The 23,067-nt window shown below is 71.6% G+C and carries 20 protein-coding genes; 19 read left to right on the top strand and 1 reads right to left on the bottom strand.

The window, feature by feature from the left end:
* Window positions 1-96 precede the first annotated feature (96 nt).
* Window positions 97-1,335, bottom strand: a complete 1,239-nt coding sequence (locus ACPZVR_RS12345) for a DUF349 domain-containing protein (protein WP_436699885.1) — start codon at window positions 1,333-1,335, stop codon at window positions 97-99.
* 46 nt (window positions 1,336-1,381) lie between these two features.
* On the opposite strand from ACPZVR_RS12345, the gene ACPZVR_RS12340 reads away from it, so the two are divergent.
* The 19 genes from ACPZVR_RS12340 (at window position 1,382) to aroB (ending at window position 23,065) form a co-directional block, all read left to right on the top strand.
* Window positions 1,382-2,110 (top strand): MBL fold metallo-hydrolase, encoded by a 729-nt coding sequence (locus ACPZVR_RS12340; RefSeq protein ID WP_436699884.1) that lies wholly within the window; start codon window positions 1,382-1,384, stop codon window positions 2,108-2,110.
* An 8-nt stretch (window positions 2,111-2,118) separates the two neighbouring features.
* Entirely contained in the window at window positions 2,119-3,495 is a 1,377-nt protein-coding gene (gene hisS / locus ACPZVR_RS12335; protein ID WP_436699883.1) for a histidine--tRNA ligase, read from the top strand.
* A 14-nt stretch (window positions 3,496-3,509) separates the two neighbouring features.
* Complete coding sequence (aspS, locus tag ACPZVR_RS12330; protein ID WP_436699882.1) at window positions 3,510-5,273, top strand: aspartate--tRNA ligase; 1,764 nt, start codon at window positions 3,510-3,512, stop codon at window positions 5,271-5,273.
* Between the two features lie 151 nt (window positions 5,274-5,424).
* Window positions 5,425-6,450 carry an ABC transporter permease gene (locus ACPZVR_RS12325; RefSeq protein ID WP_436699881.1) on the top strand — a complete coding sequence of 342 codons (1,026 nt, stop codon included), beginning with the start codon at window positions 5,425-5,427 and terminating at the stop codon, window positions 6,448-6,450.
* An 89-nt stretch (window positions 6,451-6,539) separates the two neighbouring features.
* A complete protein-coding gene (locus ACPZVR_RS12320; RefSeq protein WP_436699880.1) occupies window positions 6,540-8,285 on the top strand; it encodes an ABC transporter substrate-binding protein in 1,746 nt (581 codons plus the stop codon).
* A 94-nt stretch (window positions 8,286-8,379) separates the two neighbouring features.
* Window positions 8,380-9,396: an ABC transporter permease gene (locus ACPZVR_RS12315; protein ID WP_436699879.1), complete on the top strand. Its 1,017-nt coding sequence runs from the start codon at window positions 8,380-8,382 to the stop codon at window positions 9,394-9,396.
* A gap of 17 nt (window positions 9,397-9,413) precedes the next feature.
* Window positions 9,414-10,541 (top strand): ABC transporter ATP-binding protein, encoded by a 1,128-nt coding sequence (locus tag ACPZVR_RS12310; RefSeq protein WP_436699878.1) that lies wholly within the window; start codon window positions 9,414-9,416, stop codon window positions 10,539-10,541.
* 47 nt (window positions 10,542-10,588) lie between these two features.
* Window positions 10,589-11,782 carry an ABC transporter ATP-binding protein gene (locus ACPZVR_RS12305; protein WP_436699932.1) on the top strand — a complete coding sequence of 398 codons (1,194 nt, stop codon included), beginning with the start codon at window positions 10,589-10,591 and terminating at the stop codon, window positions 11,780-11,782.
* Window positions 11,783-12,048: 266 nt separating this feature from the next.
* The gene (locus tag ACPZVR_RS12300; protein ID WP_436699877.1) at window positions 12,049-13,431 is read left to right on the top strand and encodes a replication-associated recombination protein A; all 1,383 of its coding nucleotides are present in this window, start codon (window positions 12,049-12,051) and stop codon (window positions 13,429-13,431) included.
* 91 nt (window positions 13,432-13,522) lie between these two features.
* Window positions 13,523-14,077: a hypothetical protein gene (locus ACPZVR_RS12295; RefSeq protein ID WP_436699876.1), complete on the top strand. Its 555-nt coding sequence runs from the start codon at window positions 13,523-13,525 to the stop codon at window positions 14,075-14,077.
* The gene (locus ACPZVR_RS12290) at window positions 14,074-14,328 is read left to right on the top strand and encodes a DUF6167 family protein (protein WP_436699875.1); all 255 of its coding nucleotides are present in this window, start codon (window positions 14,074-14,076) and stop codon (window positions 14,326-14,328) included. The genes ACPZVR_RS12295 and ACPZVR_RS12290 overlap by 4 nt, the downstream gene beginning before the upstream one ends.
* On the top strand, window positions 14,328-17,024 hold the full coding sequence (gene alaS / locus ACPZVR_RS12285; RefSeq protein WP_436699874.1) for an alanine--tRNA ligase: 2,697 nt from the start codon (window positions 14,328-14,330) through the stop codon (window positions 17,022-17,024). The genes ACPZVR_RS12290 and alaS overlap by 1 nt, the downstream gene beginning before the upstream one ends.
* A gap of 8 nt (window positions 17,025-17,032) precedes the next feature.
* Window positions 17,033-17,506 carry a Holliday junction resolvase RuvX gene (gene ruvX / locus ACPZVR_RS12280; protein WP_436699873.1) on the top strand — a complete coding sequence of 158 codons (474 nt, stop codon included), beginning with the start codon at window positions 17,033-17,035 and terminating at the stop codon, window positions 17,504-17,506.
* Window positions 17,499-18,680, top strand: a complete 1,182-nt coding sequence (gene mltG, locus ACPZVR_RS12275) for an endolytic transglycosylase MltG (RefSeq protein ID WP_436699872.1) — start codon at window positions 17,499-17,501, stop codon at window positions 18,678-18,680. The genes ruvX and mltG overlap by 8 nt, the downstream gene beginning before the upstream one ends.
* A gap of 16 nt (window positions 18,681-18,696) precedes the next feature.
* Window positions 18,697-19,515, top strand: a complete 819-nt coding sequence (locus ACPZVR_RS12270) for a shikimate dehydrogenase (RefSeq protein WP_436699871.1) — start codon at window positions 18,697-18,699, stop codon at window positions 19,513-19,515.
* A gap of 9 nt (window positions 19,516-19,524) precedes the next feature.
* Window positions 19,525-20,223, top strand: coding sequence for an A24 family peptidase (locus ACPZVR_RS12265; RefSeq protein ID WP_436699870.1), 699 nt, complete (start codon window positions 19,525-19,527; stop codon window positions 20,221-20,223).
* A gap of 24 nt (window positions 20,224-20,247) precedes the next feature.
* Window positions 20,248-21,426, top strand: coding sequence for a chorismate synthase (gene aroC / locus ACPZVR_RS12260; protein WP_436699869.1), 1,179 nt, complete (start codon window positions 20,248-20,250; stop codon window positions 21,424-21,426).
* Entirely contained in the window at window positions 21,423-21,947 is a 525-nt protein-coding gene (locus ACPZVR_RS12255; protein WP_436699868.1) for a shikimate kinase, read from the top strand. The genes aroC and ACPZVR_RS12255 overlap by 4 nt, the downstream gene beginning before the upstream one ends.
* On the top strand, window positions 21,944-23,065 hold the full coding sequence (gene aroB, locus ACPZVR_RS12250; protein WP_436699867.1) for a 3-dehydroquinate synthase: 1,122 nt from the start codon (window positions 21,944-21,946) through the stop codon (window positions 23,063-23,065). Before ACPZVR_RS12255 ends, aroB begins: the two co-directional genes overlap by 4 nt.
* Window positions 23,066-23,067 lie beyond the last annotated feature (2 nt).

Here is a 23,067-nt window from a genome sequence, read left to right as displayed (position 1 = left end):
TTGGCGGGTGTTTCCTGCGCTTGACCTGCGTTGCAACGGCCGACAAGTGCAGGAATCGCCGGTCGACCGGCGATTCCTGCACCAGGAGTCAGCTCCTCAGCCGAACTCGGCGGACGCCTTCTTGGCCATCTCGAGGAACGACCGGCGACCCTCGAGGTTCTCCTCGAGCTCGCGGACCTTCCGCTCGTCGCCGCGGGCGCGGGCGGCCTCGAGCTTGGCCTCGGCCTCGGCGATCGCGGCCTCGAGCTTGGAGACCATGTCGTCGGCGCGGGCCGACTTCTCGGGGTCGGTACGACGCCACTGGTCGTCCTCGGCCTTGCGGATGACCTGCTCGACGGCGCGCATCCGGCCCTCGAGGTCCTTGATCCGGTCGCGGGGGACCTTGCCGGCCTCGTCCCACTTCTCGGCGACCACGCGGAAGGCGGCCTTGGCGGCGGCGAGGTCGCCGGACGACTCGAGGGCGGGCAGGATCGCCTCCGCCTCGACGAGCAGGCCCTCCTTGACGACGGCGTTCGCGGCGAACTCCGAGTCGAGGGCGGCATTGGCGGCGTCACGGGCGCCGAAGAAGGTGTCCTGCGCGCCGCGGAAGCGCCGCCAGAGCTCGTCGTCGACGGCCTTGGGCGCGGGGCCGGCGGCCTTCCACTCGCGCATCAGGTCGCGGTAGCGGCCCGAGGTCGGCCCCCACTCGGTGGAGCCGGCGAGCGCCTCGGCCTCCTTGACCAGGCGCTCCTTGACGACCCGCGCGCCCTCGCGCTTCTCGTCCTGCTCGGCGAAGTGTGCCTTGCGCGCCTTCGTGTACGCCGAGCGCGCGGAGGAGAACCGCCGCCACAGCTCGTCGTCGGCGGCCTTGTCGATGCGGGGGAGCTTCTTCCACTCCTCGAGCAGCTCGCGGAGCCGGTTGGCGCCGTTGCGCCAGTCGCGGCCGCCGGCGATCTTCTCGGCCTCACCGGCGAGTCGCTCCTTCTCGGCCCGCGCGTCGGCCACCCGCTGGGCCTTCGCGGCCCGCCGCGCGTCGCGCTGGGTGGCGATCACGGGACCGAGCTCGTCGAGCTTGCGCCCGAGCGCGGCGAGGTCTCCGACCGCATGCACGTCCACGAGCTGCTCGCGCACGAGCTTGACCGACGACGTCGCCTCCTCGGGCGAGAGCACGCCGGTCAGCACCCGTTGGTGGAGCAGATCCACCTCGAGCGCGAGGTTCTCGTACCGTTTGGTGTAGAAGGCCAGCGCCTCCTCGGGCGTCGCGTCGGGCATCTGCCCGACCGCCCGCTCGCCGTCGGCTGTCTTCACGTAGACGGTGCCGTCGTCGTCGACGCGGCCCCAGTCGGAGGTAGTCACAATGGCCCATGCTAATCAAAGCCGGAGGCCTCGATAGGCTGGGCCGGTGCTGATCGCCGCTTTCCCTGCCGGACCGTGGGGCACCAACTGCTACGTCGCGGCCACGGCACCGGGCGCCGAGTGCGTCGTCATCGACCCCGGCAAGGACGCCGCCGGGGGTGTCGCCGAGGTCGTTCGCGAGCACCGGCTGAAGCCGGTGGCCGTGCTGCTGACCCACGGCCACATCGACCACATGTGGTCGGTGACCCCCGTCGCGGGCGCCTACGACGCCACGGCGTGGATCCATCCCGGCGACCGGCACCTGCTGGCCGACCCGATGGCCGGGATCTCGCGCGAGTCGGCGGGCATGCTGCTCGGCGGCGACTACGAGTTCACCGAGCCCGACGACGTCGCGGAGCTCGGCGACGGCGCCCGACTGGAGCTGGCGGGCCTGACCTTCGTCGTGGACCACGCGCCCGGGCACACGAAGGGCTCGGTGACCTTCCGGACGCCCTGGGACGACCCGGCGGGCCCCGACATCTCCGAGGTGATGTTCTCCGGCGACCTGCTCTTCCAGGGGTCGATCGGCCGCACCGACCTGCCGGGCGGCGACCACGCCGCGATGCTCCGCTCGCTGCGCGCGAAGGTGCTGCCCCTGGCCGACGACATCGTCGTCCTTCCCGGTCACGGCGAGCAGACCTCGATCGGCCGGGAGCGCGCCACCAACCCCTTCCTGCTCGACCTGATCGATTCCGGCACCGGCACCACGGCCGGACGAGTCACCCGAGGACTGTGACGACCCGCATGGCCAAGCCCACTCCGCTCAGCGGATTCCCCGAGTTCCTGCCTGCCCAGCGCTTCGTGGAGCAGGAGGTGATCGCGACCCTCGCGCGCACCTTCGAGCTGCACGGCTTCGGCAACGTCGAGACGCGCGCGGTCGAGCCGCTCGACCAGCTCCTGCGCAAGGGAGACACCTCCAAGGAGGTCTACGTCCTGCGCCGGCTGCAGGAGGAGGCGAGCGGGAAGGACGCGGGGATCGGCCTCCACTTCGACCTCACCGTGCCGTTCGCCCGCTACGTGCTGGAGAACGCCGGCAAGCTGGAGTTCCCGTTCCGCCGCTACCAGATCCAGAAGGTGTGGCGGGGGGAGCGGCCCCAGGAGGGTCGCTTCCGGGAGTTCGCCCAGGCCGACATCGACATCGTCGGGCGCGACGCCCTGCCGTTCCACCACGACGTCGAGATCGCCCGAGTGATGCTCGAGGCCCTCGGCCGGTTGGCCCGCCCTGACTCGATAGGCCTCCCCGGCTTCCGGCTCCAGGTCAACAACCGCAAGCTGATCCAGGGCTTCTACGCCGGCCTGGGGCTCGACGCGGACGGCATCGACGAGGTCATGCGCCTGGTCGACAAGCTCGACAAGCTCGAGCCCGCCCAGGTCCGCGCGCTGCTGCTCGCGGAGGCTGGGATCACCGAGGAGCAGGCCGACCAGGCGCTCGCGCTCGCGACGATCCGCGCCACCGACGACTCGTTCGTCGCCCGCGTCCGCGAACTGGGCGTGACCCACGACCTGCTCGACGAGGGACTCGAGGAGCTCGCCACGCTGGTGCGCGCCTGCGCGCCCCTGGCCACCGACAAGGTCCGGATCGAGGCGGACCTCGCCATCGCCCGCGGCCTCGACTACTACACCGGCACGGTCTTCGAGACCCGTCTCGACGGCTTCGAGTCGCTCGGCTCGATCTGCTCCGGCGGCCGGTACGACGCCCTGGCCTCCGACGGTCGCACGACGTACCCCGGCGTCGGCATCTCGCTCGGGCTGAGCCGGCTGCTCGTCCCGCTGGTGCAGCGCGGCGTGCTGACCGCGGACCGCTCGGTGCCGAGCGTCGTGGTCGTCGCTGTCGCCGCCGAGGAGACCAGGGCCGAGGCCGATGCGGTGGCGACGGCCCTGCGGGCCCGCGACATCCCGTGCGAGGTCGCGCCCACCGCGGCGAAGTTCGGCAAGCAGATCCGCCACGCCGAGCGCCGCGGCATCCCCTACGTCTGGTTCCCGGACGCCGAGGGGCGCGGCGAGGTCAAGGACATCCGCAGCGGCAACCAGGTCGCGGCGGACCCCGCGACCTGGCAGCCTCCTACCCAGGACCTGCGACCGCAGGTCGTCACCACCATCTCCGAAGGGGAACCCTCGTGATCCGCACCCTCCCAATGAGGACGCACAGTGCCGGCGCCCTGCGCGCCGAGCACGTCGGCCAGGTCGTCACCCTCGCGGGGTGGGTGGCCAATCGGCGCGATCACGGTGGTGTGGCGTTCATCGACCTGCGCGAGGCCAGCGGCGTCGTCCAGGTCGTGATCCGCGACGAGGCCGTCGCCCACAGCCTGCGCTCGGAGTTCTGCCTGCGGGTCACCGGCGAGGTGATCGCTCGCGGCGAGGGCCGCGAGAACCCGAACCTCCCCACGGGCGCGATCGAGGTCGTGGCCAGCGACGTCGAGGTGCTCAGCGCCTCGGCCCCGCTCCCGTTCCCGATCAGCGACCACGTCGACGTCGGCGAGGAGGTGCGGCTCAAGCACCGCTACCTCGACCTGCGCCGCAGCGGCCCCGCGCAGGCCATCCGGCTGCGCAGCCAGGTCAACAAGGCGGCCCGCGACGTGCTGGCGCGCCATGACTTCGTGGAGGTCGAGACCCCGACGCTGACGCGCAGTACGCCCGAGGGCGCCCGCGACTTCCTCGTGCCCGCCCGTCTCGCTCCCGGCAGCTGGTACGCCCTGCCGCAGAGCCCTCAGCTGTTCAAGCAACTGCTCATGGTCGGCGGGCTGGAGCGCTACTACCAGATCGCGCGCTGCTACCGCGACGAGGACTTCCGCTCCGACCGACAGCCGGAGTTCACCCAGCTCGACATCGAGATGAGCTTCGTGACCCAGGACGACGTGATCGCCCTGGGCGAGGAGATCGTCGCCGCGCTGTGGAAGCTCGTCGGCGTCGAGGTCGAGCTGCCGCTGCGGCGGATGACCTACGCCGAGGCGATGGCCAAGTACGGCTCCGACAAGCCCGACCTGCGCATGGGCCTCGAGCTCGTCGAGTGCACCGACTACTTCAAGGACACGCCCTTCCGCGTCTTCCAGGCGCCGTACGTCGGCGCGGTGGTCATGCCCGGGGGCGCGAGCCAGCCGCGCAAGCAGCTCGACGCGTGGCAGGAGTGGGCCAAGCAGCGTGGCGCCCGCGGTCTGGCCTACGTGCTCGTCCAGGAGGACGGTGAGCTCGGCGGACCGGTCGCCAAGAACCTCTCCGAGGAGGAGAAGTCCGGTCTGGCCGCCCACGTCGGCGCGCAGCCCGGCGACTGTGTCTTCTTCGCCGCGGGCGCGGTAAAGAGCAGCCGCGCGCTCCTGGGCGCCGCGCGGCTCGAGATCGGCCGTCGTACCGGCCTGCTCGACGAGGACGCCTGGAGCTTCCTGTGGGTGGTCGACGCGCCGCTGTTCGAGCCGGCCGACGAGGCGACCGCGGCCGGTGACGTCGCCGTCGGCGGGGGAGCGTGGACCGCGGTCCACCACGCCTTCACCAGCCCGCAGGACCTCGACGGCTTCGACCGCGACCCCGGCGACGCCCTGGCGTGGGCCTACGACATCGTCTGCAACGGCAACGAGATCGGCGGAGGGTCGATCCGTATCCACCGGGAAGACATCCAGAAGCGGGTCTTCGAGGTCATGGGCATCGGCCAGGAGGAGGCCGAGGAGAAGTTCGGCTTCCTGCTCGAGGCGTTCAAGTACGGCGCCCCTCCGCACGGCGGCATCGCCTTCGGCTGGGACCGGGTGACGGCGCTGCTGGCCGGCACCGACTCCATCCGCGACGTCATCGCCTTCCCCAAGACCGGCGGAGGCTTCGACCCGCTGACGGCCGCCCCCGCGCCCATCAGTGCCGAGCAGCGGAAGGAAGCCGGTGTAGACGCCCGTCCGGAGGACGAAAACAAGTCCTGAGGGCGTCCTCGCCGGACGCTTTGCCGGCCGTCGAGACCAAACCGTTACCGCGTCGCTATCGCCTTGACGCACCAAGTACGCCTAATGTCACGGACGGCGCGCGACCCACGTGGTGCGCGTCGCATCCGTGACGCACGGCGACGAGGTGAAGATGACGATCCCGGGCTCCGAACTGGAGATCCACGAGACTGAGGTTCCGGTCGAGGACGACGGCGTCGTCAAGGTCGCCGGACGATCCCCGACCCAGCTGGCGATCGCCAGGTTCCGGGCGGACAAGCTCTCGATGATCTCCTTCGTCCTGGCGGTGCTGATCGTCCTGTGCGCGATCGCCGCTCCGATCCTGGTGGCGACGGGCGTGCTCAACCCCAACCAGCCGAACCAGGACCTGCTCTCCGAGGACGGAGTCGTTCCGAGCGGCGCGTTCGGCGGCGTGAGCTGGGACCACCCGCTCGGCGTCGACCCCGGTCTCGGTCGCGACCTGCTGTCGCGGCTGATGCTGGCGATCTCCTGGTCGCTGGGCATCGCGCTGACCGGCACCCTGATCACGGTGATCATCGGCGCGATCCTCGGCATCATCGCCGGATTCTCGGGCGGCTTCATCGACGCCACGATCGGCCGGATCATCGACCTCACGCTGTCCTTCCCCCAGACCATGATGCTGCTCGCGCTGGCCGCGCCGACGGTCCTGCTGCTGCGCACCCAGGTCTCCGACGTCTGGGGCATGGGCTTCCTCCGGGACGCGGACCGGTCGAACGCCCTGTTCGTCATCGCCATCCTGGCCGCCTTCGGCTGGCCGCCCGTCGCCCGCGTGGTGCGCGGGCAGGTGCTCTCGATCCGCGAGCGCGAGTTCATCGAGGCCGCGCGGCTGTTCGGCGCCTCGCGGCGACGCCTCTACTTCAAGGAGGTGCTGCCGAACGTGTGGGCCCCGGTGCTCGTGTACCTCACCCTGCTGGTGCCGGCCTACATCTCCGCGGAGGCGGCCTTCAACTTCCTCGGTGTCGGCATCAAGCCGCCGACCCCCACGCTGGGCAACATCCTCGCCCACTCCAAGGACTACACCAGCGGCGATCCGACGTACTTCTTCCTCCCGGGCCTGCTGCTGGCCCTCATCGTCGTGGTGTTCAACCTCGTCGGCGACGGCGCCCGCGACGCGCTCGACCCCAAGTCGAACCGATAACAGGACCCAGTGCTCCGTCGACATTAGGGACATGGAGCGTTGCGGCGCCGGCCCGGGCCGGCGCCACTCACCGAAAAGGAGATAGTTGAATGGCCTTCACCAAGAAGCCATTGGCTGCGCTCGCCGCCACGGCGCTCGCGGCCACGCTGGCCGCGTGTGGCGGTGGCAGCGGCGACGACGACAACGGCGGCAGCAGCAGCGGCGGCAAGGCGGAGAAGGGCGGCAACGCCATCTTCTTCGTCGGTCCGCGGACCGTCGAGCACTGGGACCCCCAGCGCATGTACATCGGCCGCGACCTGAACAACTCGGGTCGCCTGTTCTACCGGAGCCTCGTGGCGCTGCCCGCGTCCAACGACCCGGTCGAGGGCACCACGCCGGTCGCCGACCTCGCGACCGACACCGGCACCACCGAGGACGGCGGCAAGACGTGGACCTTCACCGTCCGCGACGACGTCAAGTGGGAGGACGGCCAGCCGATCACGTGTGAGGACTTCAAGTACGGCGCGTCGCGCAACTTCGCGACCGACGTGATCATCGGCGGTCCGGCGAACTACCTGTTCACCTACCTGGACATCCCGACCGGCGACGACGACCTGCCGGCCTACAAGGGTCCCTACTCCAAGCAGGGTCAGGACCTCTTCGACAAGGCCGTCACCTGCGACGGCCAGACGATCACGTACCGGTTCAAGAAGGCGTGGCCGGACTTCCCGCTGTCGATCGCGCAGCTGCGCTACCTCGACCCGTACCGGGCCGACCTCGACAAGGGTGACGCCAACAACTTCGAGATCATCTCCAACGGCCCCTACAAGCTGGACGGTGACTGGAAGGAAGGCACGGGCGGCAAGTTCGTCCGCAACGAGAACTGGGACGAGTCGACCGACCCGATCCGCAAGGCCTACCCGGACACCTGGGACTTCCGCGAGGGTGACACCGACGAGGCGATCTACGAGCAGCTGCTCGCCGACTCCGGTGACGCGCAGTACGCCGTGACCGAGCGTCGCCTCCCGCCCGCGCTGTTCAGCCGCAAGGACGAGGCCGGCGACCGCTACACGCAGGTCGAGTCGCCGTACGTCGACTACGTGCTGCCGAACTTCAACTCGCCGGTCTTCAAGGACGCCAACTGCCGTGAGGCGCTCAAGCTGTCGACCGACCGTGCGGGCTGGATCAAGGCCGGTGGTGGCGAGAACTACTTCAAGGCCACCGACTCGGTGATCAACCCCAGCGTCCCGGGCTACGAGCCCAACCCGGCCTTCGCCGACATCCCGCTGGAGGGTGACATCGAGGGCGCCAAGGCCGCGCTCGAGAAGTGCTCGGCCCCGAAGCCGGTGAAGATCAAGTTCACCTACTCCGGTGGCACGCCGACCTCCGACAACCAGGCCTCCGCCCTCAAGGCGGCCTGGGACAGCGCCGGCTTCCAGACCGAGCTGGACCCGCTGGAGGACACCTACTACGCCGTGATCCAGAAGCCGGACGCCGACTTCGACGTCACCTGGGGTGGTTGGGGTGCTGACTGGGCCTCGGCCGGCACCGTCATCCCGCCGCTGTTCGACAGCCGGATCAACCTCACGGGCGACTCCAACGGCAACGACTACGGCAACTACAAGGGCGGCCCGGAGGTCGACCAGCTGATCGACGACGCCTACGCCGAGCCGGACCTCGAGGCCGCGGCGGAGAAGTGGGCGGCGGTCGACGCCAAGCTGGGTGAGGACATCGCCTACATCCCGCTCGAGATCACGATCTTCAACTTCGTCCACGGAGGGAAGGTCACCGGCTACGCCAACAACGTGTCGGTGAACGGCTACGCCGACCTCGCCGTGCTCGGCGTCGAGAAGTGATTCTCCGATAACCAGATGACGGTCGGGGGCCGCCCGTGCGGCGGCCCCCGACCGTCGGTGCCCACCGGCCACCAACGCAACAAGAAGGTCCTCTGTGCTCGCGTACGTCATCCGCCGTGTCTTCGCCGGCGTGATCATGCTCATCGTGATGAGCATCGTCACCTTCGCCCTGTTCTTCGCCTCGCCGATCGACCAGGAGTCCTTCATCTGCGGCAAGAACTGCTCGGCCGCACAGAAGAAGCAGACCGCGGCGGCCATGGGCTACGACGACAGCTTCGTCAACCAGTGGACCGACTTCGCGAAGGGCGTGGTGGTCGGCCGCGACTTCCCCGACGACCCGAAGCTGCGCGAGACCGCGCCCCAGACGATCGTCCGCTGTGACGCGCCCTGCCTGGGCTACTCCCGCGAGCGTGGCGACACCGTCACCAACCTGATCAAGGACACCTTCCCGGTGTCGTTCTCCCTGGCGATCTCCGCCTTCGTGCTGTGGATCGTCGGCGGCGTGCTCTTCGGCGTGATCGCCGCCCTCAAGCGCGGCACCTTCATCGACCGTGGCCTGGTCGGCCTGACGCTGATCGGCTACGCCTTCCCGACCTTCTTCGTCGGACTCCTGCTCTACAAGTTCGTCGCGATCCAATGGGGACTGACCGACATCCCGCGCTACACCTCGATCGCGGAGGGAGGCGTCGGCGGCTGGCTGTCCAGCCTGACCCTCCCCGCGATCACGCTGGCCGTGTTCTTCATGGCGGCCTACGTCCGCATGACCCGCTCCTACGTGATCGAGTCCTTCCAGGAGGACTACGTCCGCACCGCACGGGCGAAGGGCCTGCCGGAGCGCACGGTCACCTTCAAGCACGCCCTCCGGGCGGCGCTGACGCCGATCGTCACCATGGCCGGCCTCGACCTCGCCGGTCTCATGGGCGGCGCGATCATCACCGAGCAGGTCTTCAACTACCCCGGCATGGGCAAGCTGTTCGTGCTGGCGAGCACCGACTTCGACCTGCCGACCATCGTCGGACTGGTCATCTTGCTGGCCGCCTTCGTGATCCTCGCCAATATCGTCGTGGACCTGCTGTACGCCGTCATCGACCCGCGCGTGCGGCTGGGCTGAGAGGAACTTCGCCGGACATGTCCACCACCTCCCCGACCCCCGTCGGCTCCGCGCAGGCGTCCTCCGGGCCGCTGCTGTCGGTCCGTGAGCTGCAGGTGCACTTCCCGACCCAGGACGGCCTGGTCAAGGCCGTCAACGGCCTCACCTTCGACCTCGAGGCCGGCAAGACCCTCGGCATCGTGGGCGAGTCCGGCTCCGGCAAGTCGGTCTCCAGCATGGCGATCATGGGCCTGCACCGCGGCACCAACGCCCAGGTGTCCGGCGAGATCGAGCTGGCCGGCGTCAACCTGCTCGACATCACCGCCGACGAGATGCGCCGCAAGCGCGGCCGCGACGTGTCGATGATCTTCCAGGACCCGCTCTCCGCGATGCACCCGTACTACACGGTGGGCAACCAGATCGCCGAGGCCTACCGGGTGCACCACGACGTCTCCCGCAAGATCGCGAAGCAGCGGGCGGTGGAGATGCTGGACCGGGTCGGGATCCCGACCCCCGACAAGCGGGTCAACGACTATCCCCACCAGTTCTCCGGCGGCATGCGCCAGCGGGCGATGATCGCGATGGGCCTGATCAACGACCCCGGCCTGCTCATCGCCGACGAGCCGACCACCGCCCTCGACGTGACCGTCCAGGCGCAGATCCTCGACCTTCTCCAGGACCTCCAGCGCGAGTTCAACTCCGCGATCATCATCATCACCCACGACCTCGGCGTCGTGGCGGAGATGGCCGACGACGTGCTCGTGATGTACGCCGGCCGCGCCGTCGAGCACGGCCCGTGCAAGGAGATCCTCACGCATCCGGAGATGCCCTACACCTGGGGCCTGCTCTCCAGCGTCCCCGACCTGTCGGGCGACACCGGCGCGCGGCTGGTGCCGATCCCGGGCAACCCGCCCAGCCTGCTCAACCCGCCGTCGGGCTGCCCCTTCCACCCGCGCTGCCCGCACCGCGACAAGGTGCCCGGCGACCTGTGTCGCACCGACCTGCCGCTGCTGGTGCCCGGGCAGCGCGGCGCCCATCACACCAAGCGCTGCCACCTGCCGAACCCCGACGCGATCTACGCGGCCGAGGTGCTGCCGGAGATCGCCCCGGAGCTCGTCGACGGTGCCGTGGACGGTGCCGTCGACGACCGGGCCAAGGAGCTGTGATGACGAACGAGACCATCAACGAGCCGACCGAGGGAGAGCCGGGCACCATGGCCGTCGCACCGACGACCGGAGGACACAGCGCCGCGGTCGCGCCCTCCGACGCCAAGCCGATCCTCGAGGTCGACGGCCTGCGGATGCACTTCCCGGTCAAGTCCCCGGGCCTGATCCGACGCACCGTCGGTCACGTCCAGGCGGTGGACGGCGTGTCCTTCCAGGTCGCCGAGTCGACGTCCCTCGGCCTGGTGGGGGAGTCCGGCTGCGGCAAGTCGACCACCGGACGGCTGATCACGCGGCTCTACCAGCCGACGGCCGGAGCGATCCGCTTCGAGGGCCAGGACATCGCCCACGCGAAGGCGGCCGAGCTCAAGCCGCTGCGCCGCGAGATCCAGATGATCTTCCAGGACCCCTACACCTCGCTGAACCCGCGCCAGACCGTGGGCTCGATCGTCGGGGCGCCCCTCGAGATCCACAAGGTGCTGCCCAAGGACAAGGTGCTCCCGCGGGTCCAGGAGCTGCTCGAGATCGTGGGCCTCAACCCGGAGCACTACAACCGCTACCCGCACGAGTTCTCCGGTGGCCAGCGCCAGCGCATCGGCATCGCCCGCGCGCTGACCCTCCAGCCCAAGCTGCTCGTCGCCGACGAGCCGGTCTCCGCGCTCGACGTGTCCATCCAGGCGCAGGTCATCAACCTGCTCCAGGACATCCAGAACGAGTTCGGCGTCGCCTTCCTCTTCATCGCCCACGACCTCGCGATCGTGCGCCACTTCTGCCCCGAGATCGCGGTCATGTACCTCGGCAAGATCGTCGAGATCGGCGACCGCGAGTCGATCTACACCAACGCCCACCACCCCTACACCCAGGCCCTCCTCTCGGCGGTGCCCGACGTGAAGCAGGCGGCGACCGGCGGGCGCCTGGAGCGGATCCGGCTGCAGGGCGACGTACCCAGCCCGATCAACCCGCCGTCGGGCTGCCGGTTCCGCACCCGCTGCCCGATCGCCCAGGAGATCTGCGCCCGGCACGAGCCGCCGTTGCTGCAGATCGGCCGCAAGCACAAGGTGGCCTGCCACTTCCCGGGGCGCCTCGGCGAGGCGCCGCGCGAGCCGCTGACCGCGGGCCTGCTCGGGGTCGACTCCGAAGGGCGGCCCGACCCCGGCGCCAGCCCCAGCACCGACCTGGTCGAGCAGCCCGGGTACGCCGACACCTGGTTCGACCTCGACAACAAGTCCATCGGCCGCGCCTGAGCTGGATCGGCCGAGCGCGTCGCCCGACCGACGGCCGCGGGCGGCCACTCGGTGCGCTCGGACCGGCCCCGGGCGGCCACTCGCTGCACTGGTCAGACCAGTCGGCGATTGGGCACAGACCGCAGGTGATCGGGCGGTTTCGTCGCGGTTTGGGACCAAACCGCAACAGATCTGATCGCACCAGGACGGCGGACCGGCTCGCAACGGTCGGACGTCCCCGAGCCTCACGTCGTCGATGTCGCAGCCGCTGACTAGGGTGGATCACCGTGGATGACGAGCCCCAGCTGTTCGACACTCCCGGGTCCCGGGCGGCGGGCTCGGGGGGCTCCCTGACCGACGCGTCCCACGCCTCGGCTCCGCTCGCGGTGCGGATGCGCCCGCGCACCCTCGAGGAGCTGGTCGGTCAGGAGCAGCTGCGGGCGCCCGGCTCCCCGCTGAGGCAGCTCGTCGAGGGCGACCAGTCGCTCTCGCTGCTGCTGTGGGGACCGCCGGGCACCGGCAAGACCACGATCGCCTCGATCATCAGTCAGCAGACCGGCCGGCGGTTCGTGGAGATCTCGGCGGTCTCCGCGGGCGTCAAGGAGGTCCGTGCGGCGATCGACAGCGCGCGCCGCCAGCTCGTCGCGACCGGCGAGGAGACGGTCCTCTTCGTCGACGAGGTGCACCGGTTCAGCAAGGCCCAGCAAGACGCCCTCCTGCCGGGCGTCGAGAACCGCTGGGTGACCCTGGTGGCCGCCACGACCGAGAACCCGTCTTTCAGCGTGATCTCGCCCCTCCTCTCGCGCAGCCTGCTGCTGCGGCTGCAGTCGCTGACCGACGAGGACATCGCGGCCGTGCTCGACCTCGCGGTCGCCGACGAGCGCGGCCTCGGCGGCGAGCTGGTGCTCGAGGACGAGGCCCGCGACCACATCGTCCGGCTCGCCGGCGGCGACGCGCGCCGCTCGCTGACCTATCTGGAGGCGGCCGCGGGCGCCGCGCGGGCGAAGGGAGCCGCGACCGGCTCGACCGCCAAGCCGGTGATCGACGTCGAGACCGCCGAGACGGCGGCCGACCAGGCGGCGGTGCGCTACGACCGCGACGGCGACCAGCACTACGACGTGGTGAGCGCCTTCATCAAGTCGGTGCGCGGCTCCGACGCCGACGCGGCCCTGCACTACCTGGCCCGGATGATCGAGGCGGGGGAGGACCCGCGCTTCATCGCCCGGCGACTGATGATCCTGGCCAGTGAGGACATCGGCCTGGCCGACCCGACCGCGCTCACCACCGCGGTGGCCGCGGCACAGACGGTGCAGCTGATCGGAATGCCCGAGGCCCAGCTCACGCTGGCGCACGCGACGATCGCGCTCGCCGTCGCGCCCAAGTCGAACGCCGTGACCACGGCCATCTTCGAGGCGATCGGCGACGTCCGGGCAGGCAAGATCGGCCAGGTACCACCCCACCTGCGCGACGCCCACTACTCCGGTGCGAAGGCGCTGGGGCACGGGAAGGGCTACGTCTACAGCCACGACGCGCCGTACGGCGTCGCCGAGCAGCAGTACGCCCCCGACGTCGTCCGCGACGCCGCCTACTACCGTCCGACCGAGCTCGGCGCCGAGGCCGCCGTCAAGCAACGCTGGGAGCGGGTCCGCCGCATCATCCGCGGCGGATAGTGGTCGCCCGCCGAGCTCGACGGACGGCCCGCACTCCGGGCGCGGGCCGCCACCGAACAACTTCTGGCGGCAACCACTAGGCTTGCTCGTCGTGACCTCCGACCTCGCCGTCCCGACCTGGCTGGTCGTCGTGACCCTCGGCGCCGTGCTGGCGCTCGCGGTCGCGGCGTTCCGGCTGTCGCGGTCCGTGCGTCAGGCCCGCAGGCACACCGAGGCGCTGCTCGAGGCCGCCGCCCAGGACGCGGAGGCGCTGCGCGCGCAGCTGGCCGGCATCGAGGCGGAGCTCCAGGACCAGCACGAGGGCGCGATCCGCTCGGAGCGGACGCCGGTCGCCACGGTCGACGACCGCGAGTACGTCATCACCGACCTCGGCCAGGAGCACGGACCGCGCGTGCCCGCACGGGTGGTCCCCGCCCCGCTCTTCGCTGACATCCTGCTCCGCGAGAGCGTGATCAAGACGGCCGCGCTGGCCGCCGGACTGCGCCGCGCCCTGTCGCCGGAGGTCCGCAACCGGATCCGGTTCGAGATGAGGCGCGAGGTCAAGCGCTCCCGCAAGGAGCGCAAGCTCATGCTGCGGGCGGCCCGGCGCGACCTCGAGGCGCGCCAGCGGGGGACCCTTCGCACGGACGTGGAGGTGCCCTCGTGAAGGCGGGGGTCTGGTTCGCGGCCGGGGCCGCGGCCGGGGTCTACGGCATGGTCCGGGCCCGGCGGCTCGCCGAGGCGCTCACCCCCGACGGCATGCGCGACCGGATCGGAGCCGCGTTCCTGGGCGCCCGGCTGTTCGGCGAGGAGGTCGCCCGGGGCCAGGCCGCCGCGGAGGTCCACCTGCGGCAACGCTTCGACGGCGCGGACGCCGGTCCACCCCAACTGATGAGATCCACCCAGGAAGGCAATTGATGACCGAGCGGTACCTGAGCAGCGCGGAGATCCGCAACCGGTTCCTCGCCCACTTCGAGGCGCGCGGCCACACCGTCGTACCGTCGGCCTCGCTGCTGCTCGACGACCCCAACCTGCTGTTCGTCAATGCCGGGATGGTGCCCTTCAAGCCCTACTTCCTGGGCCAGGAGACACCGCCCTTCCAGCGGGCGACCAGCGTCCAGAAGTGCGTGCGCACCCTCGACATCGAGGAGGTGGGCAAGACGACCCGCCACGGCACCTTCTTCCAGATGAACGGCAACTTCTCCTTCGGCGACTACTTCAAGGAGGGCGCGGTCCAGTTCGCCTGGGAGCTGATCACCAACGCCCAGGCCGAGGGCGGCTTCGGCTTCGACCCGGACCGGATCTGGGTCACCGTGCTGCCCGGGGACGACGAGGCGCGCGACGCCTGGAAGCGGATCGCCGGTCTCCCCGACGAGCGGATCCAGCCGCGCGGCCTCAAGGACAACTACTGGAACATGGGCGTCCCCGGTCCGGGCGGCCCGTGCAGCGAGATCTACATCGACCGCGGCCCGGAGTTCGGACCGGACGGCGGTCCCGAGGCCGACGAGGACCGCTTCCTGGAGATCTGGAACCTGGTCTTCATGCAGGAGGAGCTCAGCGCCGTGCGGGCCAAGGACGACTTCGACGTCGCCGGGCCGCTGCCGAGCAAGAACATCGACACCGGCATGGGCCTGGAGCGCGTCGCCTACCTGCTCCAGGACAAGCACAACCTGTACGAGATCGACACGGTGTTCCCCGTGATCGAGAAGGCGATGGAGCTCTCGGGCAAGAAGTACGGCGCCACCGGGGCCGATGCCCAGGTCGACGACGTGCGCTTCCGCGTGGTCGCCGACCACGTCCGCAGCTCGCTCATGCTGATCGGCGACGGCGTCACGCCGGGCAACGAGGGCCGCGGCTACGTCCTGCGCCGGCTGCTGCGCCGCGCGGTGCGCAACATGCGGCTGCTGGGCTTCCAGGACCCGGCGCTGCCCGAGCTGCTGCCCGTCTCGCGCGACCGCATGGGGGAGAGCTACCCCGAGCTGGTCTCGGGCTGGGACCGGATCGCGCAGGTCGCCTACGCCGAGGAGGACGCCTTCCGCAAGACGCTCCAGGCCGGCACCCAGATCTTCGACCTCGCCGCGGGCGAGGTGAAGCGGTCGGGCGCGGCCACCATCCCGGGGGAGAAGGCGTTCGCGCTGCACGACACCTACGGCTTCCCGATCGACCTCACGCTTGAGATGGCCGCCGAGGCCGGACTCGACGTCGACGAGACCGGCTTCCGGCAGCTGATGGCCGAGCAGCGCGAGCGCGCCAAGGCCGACGCGCGGGCCAAGAAGGGCCAGCACGCCGACACGAGCGTCTACCGCGACATCCTCGACGCCAACGGCCCCACCGAGTGGCTGGCCTACGAGACGCTCGAGACCGAGTCGCGGCCGCTGGCGCTGCTGCGCGAGGGTGCCGCCGTCCCGGTCCTCACCGGGGGTGAGATCGGCGAGCTGGTGCTCGACCGCACGCCGTTCTACGCCGAGTCGGGCGGCCAGGTCGCCGACGCCGGTGTCATCGAGTTCGAGGGCGGTGCGCTCGAGGTGCTCGACGTCCAGCGTCCGGTCCGTGGTCTCGTGGTCCACCAGGTCCGCGTCGTCGACGGCGAGCTGCCCGCCGACGCGCGGCTGCTGCACGCGAAGGTCGACCCCCAGTGGCGCATCGGCGCCCGGCAGGCGCACTCCGGCACCCACATCGTGCATGCGGCGCTGCGCGAGGTGCTCGGCCCCACCGCCCTGCAGTCCGGCTCCTACAACCGCCCGGGCTACCTCCGCCTCGACTTCGGGTGGCTGAACGCGCTCTCGCCCGACCAGGTCCGCGAGATCGAGCAGGTCGCCAACAACGCACTGCGTGCCGACCTGCCCGTCGGCTGGCAGTACATGACGCTCGGCGAGGCCAAGGACTGGGGCGCCATCGCGCTCTTCGGCGAGACCTACGACGACCAGAAGGTGCGCGTCGTCGAGATCGGCGGCCCCTGGTCGCGCGAGCTCTGCGGTGGCACGCACGTCGAGCACTCCAGCCAGGTCGGCACCGTCGTGGTGACCGGCGAGGCCTCGGTCGGCTCCGGCAACCGTCGTATCGAGGCGCTGACCGGCCTGGAGGGCTTCGCCTATCTCGCGCGTGAGCGCGACGTCGTCAGCCAGCTCTCCACCCTGCTCAAGGCGCAGCCCGACGACCTCGTCTCCCGCGTCGAGGACCTCGTCGAGCGGCTCAAGCGGGGCGAGAAGGAGATGGAGAGGATCCGTCTCGCCCAGCTCCTGTCGGGCGGCGCGGCGCTGGCGGAGGCAGCGAGCGACGTCAACGGCGTCCGGCTGGTCGCCCAGCGGCTCGACGGCGCGACGGGCGGCGACGTACGCACCCTCGCCACCGACGTCCGGGCCCGGCTCACCGGCGACGCGCCCGCCGTGGTCGTCCTCGTCGGCGCGGCGGACGGCAAGGCGGCGATCGTCGCGGCGATCAACGACGCGGCCCAGGCCCGCGGGCTCGCGGCGGGTGACCTGGTTCGTGCGGCGGCGCCCTTCCTCGGCGGCAAGGGCGGTGGCAAGGCCGACCTCGCCCAGGGCGGCGGCACGGACGTGACCCGGATCGACGAGGCGCTCGCCGCGGTGACGGCGGCGGTCGCCTCGGCCTGAGGAGCCCGATGAGGCACGGCGTCCGCCTCGGCGTCGACCCGGGCGACGCCCGGATCGGCGTCGCCCGCAGCGACCCGTCCGGGATCCTCGCCACCCCGGTGGAGACCGTGCGGCGCGGCAAGGGCGACCTGCGGCGGATCCACCAGATCCTGACCGCCGAGGAGGCGGTCGAGGTGATCGTCGGGCTGCCCCGCTCGCTCTCCGGCGGGGAGGGGCCGGCGGCCGCGAAGACCCGCGACTTCGCCGCGCGACTGGCGCGTCGGGTCGCGCCGGTCCCCGTGCGCCTGGTCGACGAACGGCTCACCACGGTCACCGCGGAGGCTATGCTGCGCGACCAGCGCAAGGGCGCGAAGCGGCGCGCTGTGGTCGACCAGGTCGCGGCCGTCGTCATCCTGCAGCAGGCGCTGGATGCCGAACGTGCCACCGCCACCCCTCCCGGGGAGTTGGTGGCGCCCCCCACGGACGAGGAGACGCATGACTGAGCAGCCGCCCACGGAGCCCGCCGAACCCGCTGAGGACCTCGGCCTGCTCCGCGGCACGCCCGCGGGCGGCCGCCGGCGCGCGGCCAAGCAGCGCCGGGGCGGCTGTCTGCCGATCCTGCTGGTCGTGGTGCTCTTCTGCGCTCTCGTCGCGTGGTTCGCCCGCGGTGCGATCTCCGACGTCAAGGACATGTTCGCCGGACCGGAGGACTTCTCCGGCCCGGGCAGTGGCGAGGTCACCTTCGTGATCGACCCGGGCCAGACCGTGGGCTCGATGGGCGCGGAGCTCGAGGAGCTCGGGGTCGTCGCCTCCCGCGACGCCTTCGTCGACGCCGCCGCCAAGGACGACCGGTCCACCCGCATCCAGGCCGGGACGTATCTGCTCAAGAGCGAGATGAAGGCCGCCGACGTCGTCGCCGTCCTCGTCGACCCCGCCAACGTGTCGACGGAGACGGTCACCGTCCCGGAGGGCCTGCGGGTGGTCGACATCGTCGATCTGCTCGCGAAGAAGACGGAGTTCACCAAGAAGGACCTGAACGCCGCGCTGCGCAGCCCCGAGCTCGGCCTGCCGGACTTCGCCGGCGGCAACCCGGAGGGCTACCTGTTCCCGGCGACGTACACGATCAGCCCCGGCGACACCGCCGCCGGCTTCCTGAAGGCGATGGTCGACCGGTGGAAGCAGGCGGCGGACGACGCCGGCCTCGACGCGGCCGCCCAGCGCCTCGGCTACACCCCGCACGAGCTGATGACGGTCGCCTCGCTGGTGCAGGTCGAGGGCAAGACGGCCGACGACATGGCGAAGATCGCCCGCGTGATCCTCAACCGGATCGAGAACCCCGGCACGGCCGGGCAGACCGGACGGCTGCAGATCGACGCGACCGTCGACTACGCCCTCGACCGCAAGCTGACCGTCGGCCTCACCCAGGCCGAGCGGGACGGGACCGACTCGCCCTACAACACCTTCCGGGTCACCGGCCTGCCCCCCGGCCCGATCAGCGCCCCCGGCGACGAGGCCATCACCGCGGCGATGAACCCGCCCGACGGGAACTGGTACTACTACGTCACCGTCAACCTGCGCACCGGTGAGACGAAGTTCGCCGCCACCTACGACGAGTTCCTCGGCTACCGCGACGAGCTGCGCGACTACTGCGCCACCGAGTCCGAGGGCGCCTGCTAGATGATGGGGGTCGCTCGTGGCTGACCCGATCCGGTGTGCGGTGGTCGGCGACCCGGTGGCGCACTCGCTGTCGCCGACCCTGCACCGGGCCGGGTACGCCGCGCTCGGCATCGCGGCCTCGTACGACGCCGTGCGGGTCCCCGCCGGCGAGCTGGCCGGCTTCGTGGCGGGCCTGGGCCCGCAGTGGCGAGGGCTGTCGGTCACCGCGCCCCTCAAGCGGGAGGCCCTCGCGCTCGCCGACGAGGTGTCCGACATCGCCCGGCTGGCCGGGGGAGCCAACACCCTCGTGCGGACCGCCGCCGGCTGGTCGGCGGACAACACCGACGTGCCGGGGGCGGCGGCCGCGCTCCGCGAGCGCTACCCGGGAGCTGCGACGACCGCCACCATCCTGGGCGGCGGCGCGACCGCGGCGAGCGTCGGCCTGGCCCTGGCCGACCTCGGGATCGGCCGGATCACGGTGGCCGCCCGGAACCCGGACAACGCCGCCGACGCCGTCGCGGCGATCCGTCGGCACCCGGCGGGCCCGGAGGTGGAGGTGCTGCCTCTCGCCGCCGTCGACGGCCGCGGCGGGGTCGTGGTGTCGACGATCCCCGCGGCCGCGCAGACGCCGGACCTCGTCGCCCGATCGCTGCCTGCCGAGGTGGTCTTCGAGGTGACCTACAACGAGTGGCCGACCCCGCTGGTCGCGGCCGCGACGGCCGGAGGCGTCCCGGTCGTGTCCGGTCTCGACCTGCTCGTGCACCAGGCCGTGCTGCAGTTCGCCCGGTTCACTGGTCACGACGGGCCACTCGACGCGATGCGCTCGGCGGGCGAGACCGCCCAGGCCGCCCGGTAGCGTCGCGGCATGCACGCCGTCCCCGCGCTGGTCTGTGCCCTCGTCGGAGCGCTGGGCGCCCTGCTCGTCCCGTGGTTGATCGCGCAGTGCCCTGAGCCCGAGCACGACCCCGCGGAGAACCCCGAGGACTATCCCGACCACGTGCCCTTCGCGCAGCTGGCCGCGCGCCCCGGCCTGCGCGCACGCTCCGCCGTCGCCTGCGCACTCGCCGCCGGCGTACTCGGTCTGGTGCTGGGCTGGAGCTGGGCGCTGCTCTGGCTGCTCGCCCTCGTGCCGGTGTGCGGCGCGCTGACGGTGATCGACTACGTGACGTGGTACCTCCCGTCGCGCCTGATCCGGCCGGCCTGGCTGGTCACCGGCGCTCTGGTCGCCGTGGTCGCGGTCATCGTCGGCGACCCGTGGGTCGCCGGGTGGGCCCTGATCGGGTTCGTGGCGCTCGGTGCCTACTACGGCCTGATGCGTCTGGTCAGCCCGCGGGCGATGGCCGGCGGTGACGTCCGCCTGGGCGCCCTGCTCGGCATCGCGATCGGGCCGTACGGCACGGGAGTGCTGATCGTGTCCGTGTTGGCCGCCGCCGTGCTCGGCACCGTGGCCATGGTGCCGATGCGGCGCAGCGGCACCATGATCCGGCGCCGGGTGCCGTACGGCCCGTTCCTCGTGCTCGGCGCGCTGGTCGCGGTGGTGGTGGGACAGGTCCTCAGCAGCTGATCCCACCGTGGGAGACTGGTGCGCATGTTGCGCTGGCTGACTGCGGGGGAGTCCCACGGCCCCTCCCTGGTCGCGATCCTCGAGGGCCTGCCCGCCCACGTCGAGGTGACGACCGAGGACATCTCCGACTCGCTCGCCCGTCGGCGGCTCGGCTACGGCCGGGGCGCGCGGATGAAGTTCGAGGCCGACGAGGTGACCATCACCGGCGGTGTGCGGCACGGCCGCACCCAGGGCGGACCGGTCGCGATCCAGGTCGGCAACACCGAGTGGCCCAAGTGGGAGACCGTGATGGCGGCCGACCCGGTCGACCCCGTGATCCTCGAGGGCCAGGCGCGCAACGCCGCGCTGACCCGTCCGCGGCCGGGGCACGCCGACCTGGCCGGCATGCAGAAGTACGACTTCGCCGACGCCCGGCCGATCCTCGAGCGCGCCTCCGCCCGCGAGACCGCGGCCCGGGTCGCCCTGGGACGGGTCGCCAGCAACTTCGTCGAGCAGGCGACCGGGGCGCGGATCGTCAGTCACGTGCTCGAGATCGGCGGGGTGCGCACCCCGTCCGCCGAGCTGCCGTCGCCCGACGACGTCGCCCGCCTCGACGCCGACCCGGTCCGCTGTCTCGACCCGGACGGCTCGAAGCAGATGGTCGAGCGGATCGACCAGGCGCACAAGGACGGCGACACGCTCGGTGGCGTCGTCGAGGTCGTCGTGCACGGACTGCCGCCGGGCCTCGGGTCCCACGTGCACTGGGACCGACGTCTCGACGCCCGGCTCGCCGGCGCGCTCATGGGCATCCAGGCGATCAAGGGCGTCGAGGTCGGCGACGGCTTCGAGCTCGCGGCCACCCCCGGCTCCCTCGCCCACGACGAGATCGTCCCGACCGAGGACGGCCTGCGCCGGGTGTCGGGGCGCTCGGGCGGCACCGAGGGCGGGATGACGACCGGCGAGATCCTGCGGGTGCGCGCCGCGATGAAGCCGATCGCGACGGTCCCGCGCGCCCTGCGCACCGTCGACCTCGCCACCGGCGAGGAGGCGGTCGCCCACCACCAGCGCTCCGACGTGTGCGCGGTGCCCGCCGCCGGCATCGTCGCCGAGGCGATGGTGGCCCTCGTGCTCGCCCAGGCCGTGCTGGAGAAGTTCGGCGGCGACTCCGTGCAGGAGACCCGGCGCAACGTGCAGTCCTACCTCGACACGCTCCGGTTCAGGTGAGCGATGCGGGCGGGCCGCGCGCGGTCCTGATCGGCACCATGGGCGCCGGGAAGACGACCGTGGGCCGGCGGGTCGCGGCGACGCTCGGGGTCGGGTTCGCGGACAGCGACGAGCTCGTCGAGGAGCAGGCCGGCAAGTCGGTCCAGGACATCTTCGTCGAGGACGGCGAGGCCGCCTTCCGCGCGCTCGAGCGGGCGACCGTGGCGCGGGTCCTCGCCGAGTACGACGGAGTGCTCTCGCTGGGCGGCGGCGCCGTCCTCGACCCGGCGACACGGGCGCTGCTCGCCTCCCACCGGGTCGTGTTCCTCCGCGTCGGCCTCGCCGACGCCGTCAAGCGGGTCGGCCTCGGCACCGGCCGTCCCCTCCTGCTCGGCAACGTCCGGGCCCGGGTCAAGCAGCTCCTCGACGAGCGCACCCCCGTCTACGAGAGCCTCGCCCGGATCACCGTCGAGACCGACGGTCGCGAGCCCGCCGAGATCGCGGCCGAGGTCGTCACCGCCCTCCAGGGAGACCCCGCATGAGCACACCGAACGACAGCACCCTCATCCGCGTGGCCACCGCGGCGCCGTACGACGTCGTGGTCGGCCACGGCGTCCTCGACCGTCTCCGCGGGCTGCTCCCGCCGGGCGTCCAGCGGGTCGCGATCATCACGCCGGAGTCGCTGGAGGACCTGCTTGAGCCGTTCGCGGACCTGCTCGAGGGCCTCGACGTCATCGTGCTCCAGGTCCCCGACGGCGAGGAGGCGAAGAACTGGGAGGTCGCCGCGGCCTGCTGGGAGTCGCTCGGCGAGGAGGGGTTCACCCGCTCCGACGCCGTGGTCACACTGGGCGGCGGCGCGACCACCGACCTCGGAGGGTTCGTGGCCGCGACCTGGCTGCGGGGCGTCGCGGTCGTGCACATTCCCACGACGGTGCTCGCCATGGTCGACGCCGCCGTCGGGGGCAAGACCGGCATCAACAGCCCGGCCGGCAAGAACCTGGTCGGCTCGTTCCACGAGCCGGCCGGCGTGCTGTGCGACCTCGCGCTGCTCGCCACGCTGCCGCGCGCCGAGTTCGTGGCCGGCCTCGGCGAGGTCGTGAAGTGCGGCTTCATCGCCGATCCCCGGATCCTCGAGCTCGTCGAGTCCACCGACCCGTCGGACCTCACGACCGACTCGCCGGTGCTCCGGGAGCTGGTCGAGCGGGCGATCCGGGTGAAGGCCGACGTCGTCGCCGGCGACCTCAGGGAGACCGGGGGAGCCGACGGCCACCCGGGCCGTGAGGTCCTCAACTACGGCCACACGCTGGCCCACGCCATCGAGAAGGCCACCGACTACTCCGTGCGCCACGGCGAGGCGGTTGCCCTGGGCTGTGTGTACGTCGCCGAGCTGGCTGCGCGGGCCGGCGGACTGTCGCCCGAGCTGGTCGACCGCCACCGCACGGCGTTCGGCCGGGTCGGACTGCCGACGTCGGTGGCGGGCTGGGCGGGCGTCGACTTCGACACCCTGCTCGCCGCGATGCGGGTCGACAAGAAGGCCCGCGGCAGCCAGCTCCGGTTCGTCGTCCTGGAGGACCTGGCCCGCCCCGTCGTGCTGGCCGGACCCTCCGAGGCCGACCTGCGGGCGGCGTACGCCGCCCTGTCGGCTGGGGCAGGATCCTGATC

This window comes from Nocardioides segetis (assembly GCF_051390595.1).
In the GTDB taxonomy this organism is placed as follows: domain Bacteria; phylum Actinomycetota; class Actinomycetes; order Propionibacteriales; family Nocardioidaceae; genus Nocardioides.
The sequence above is the reverse complement of the archived record's forward strand: the minus strand, read 5'-3'. Positions and strand labels throughout refer to the sequence as shown.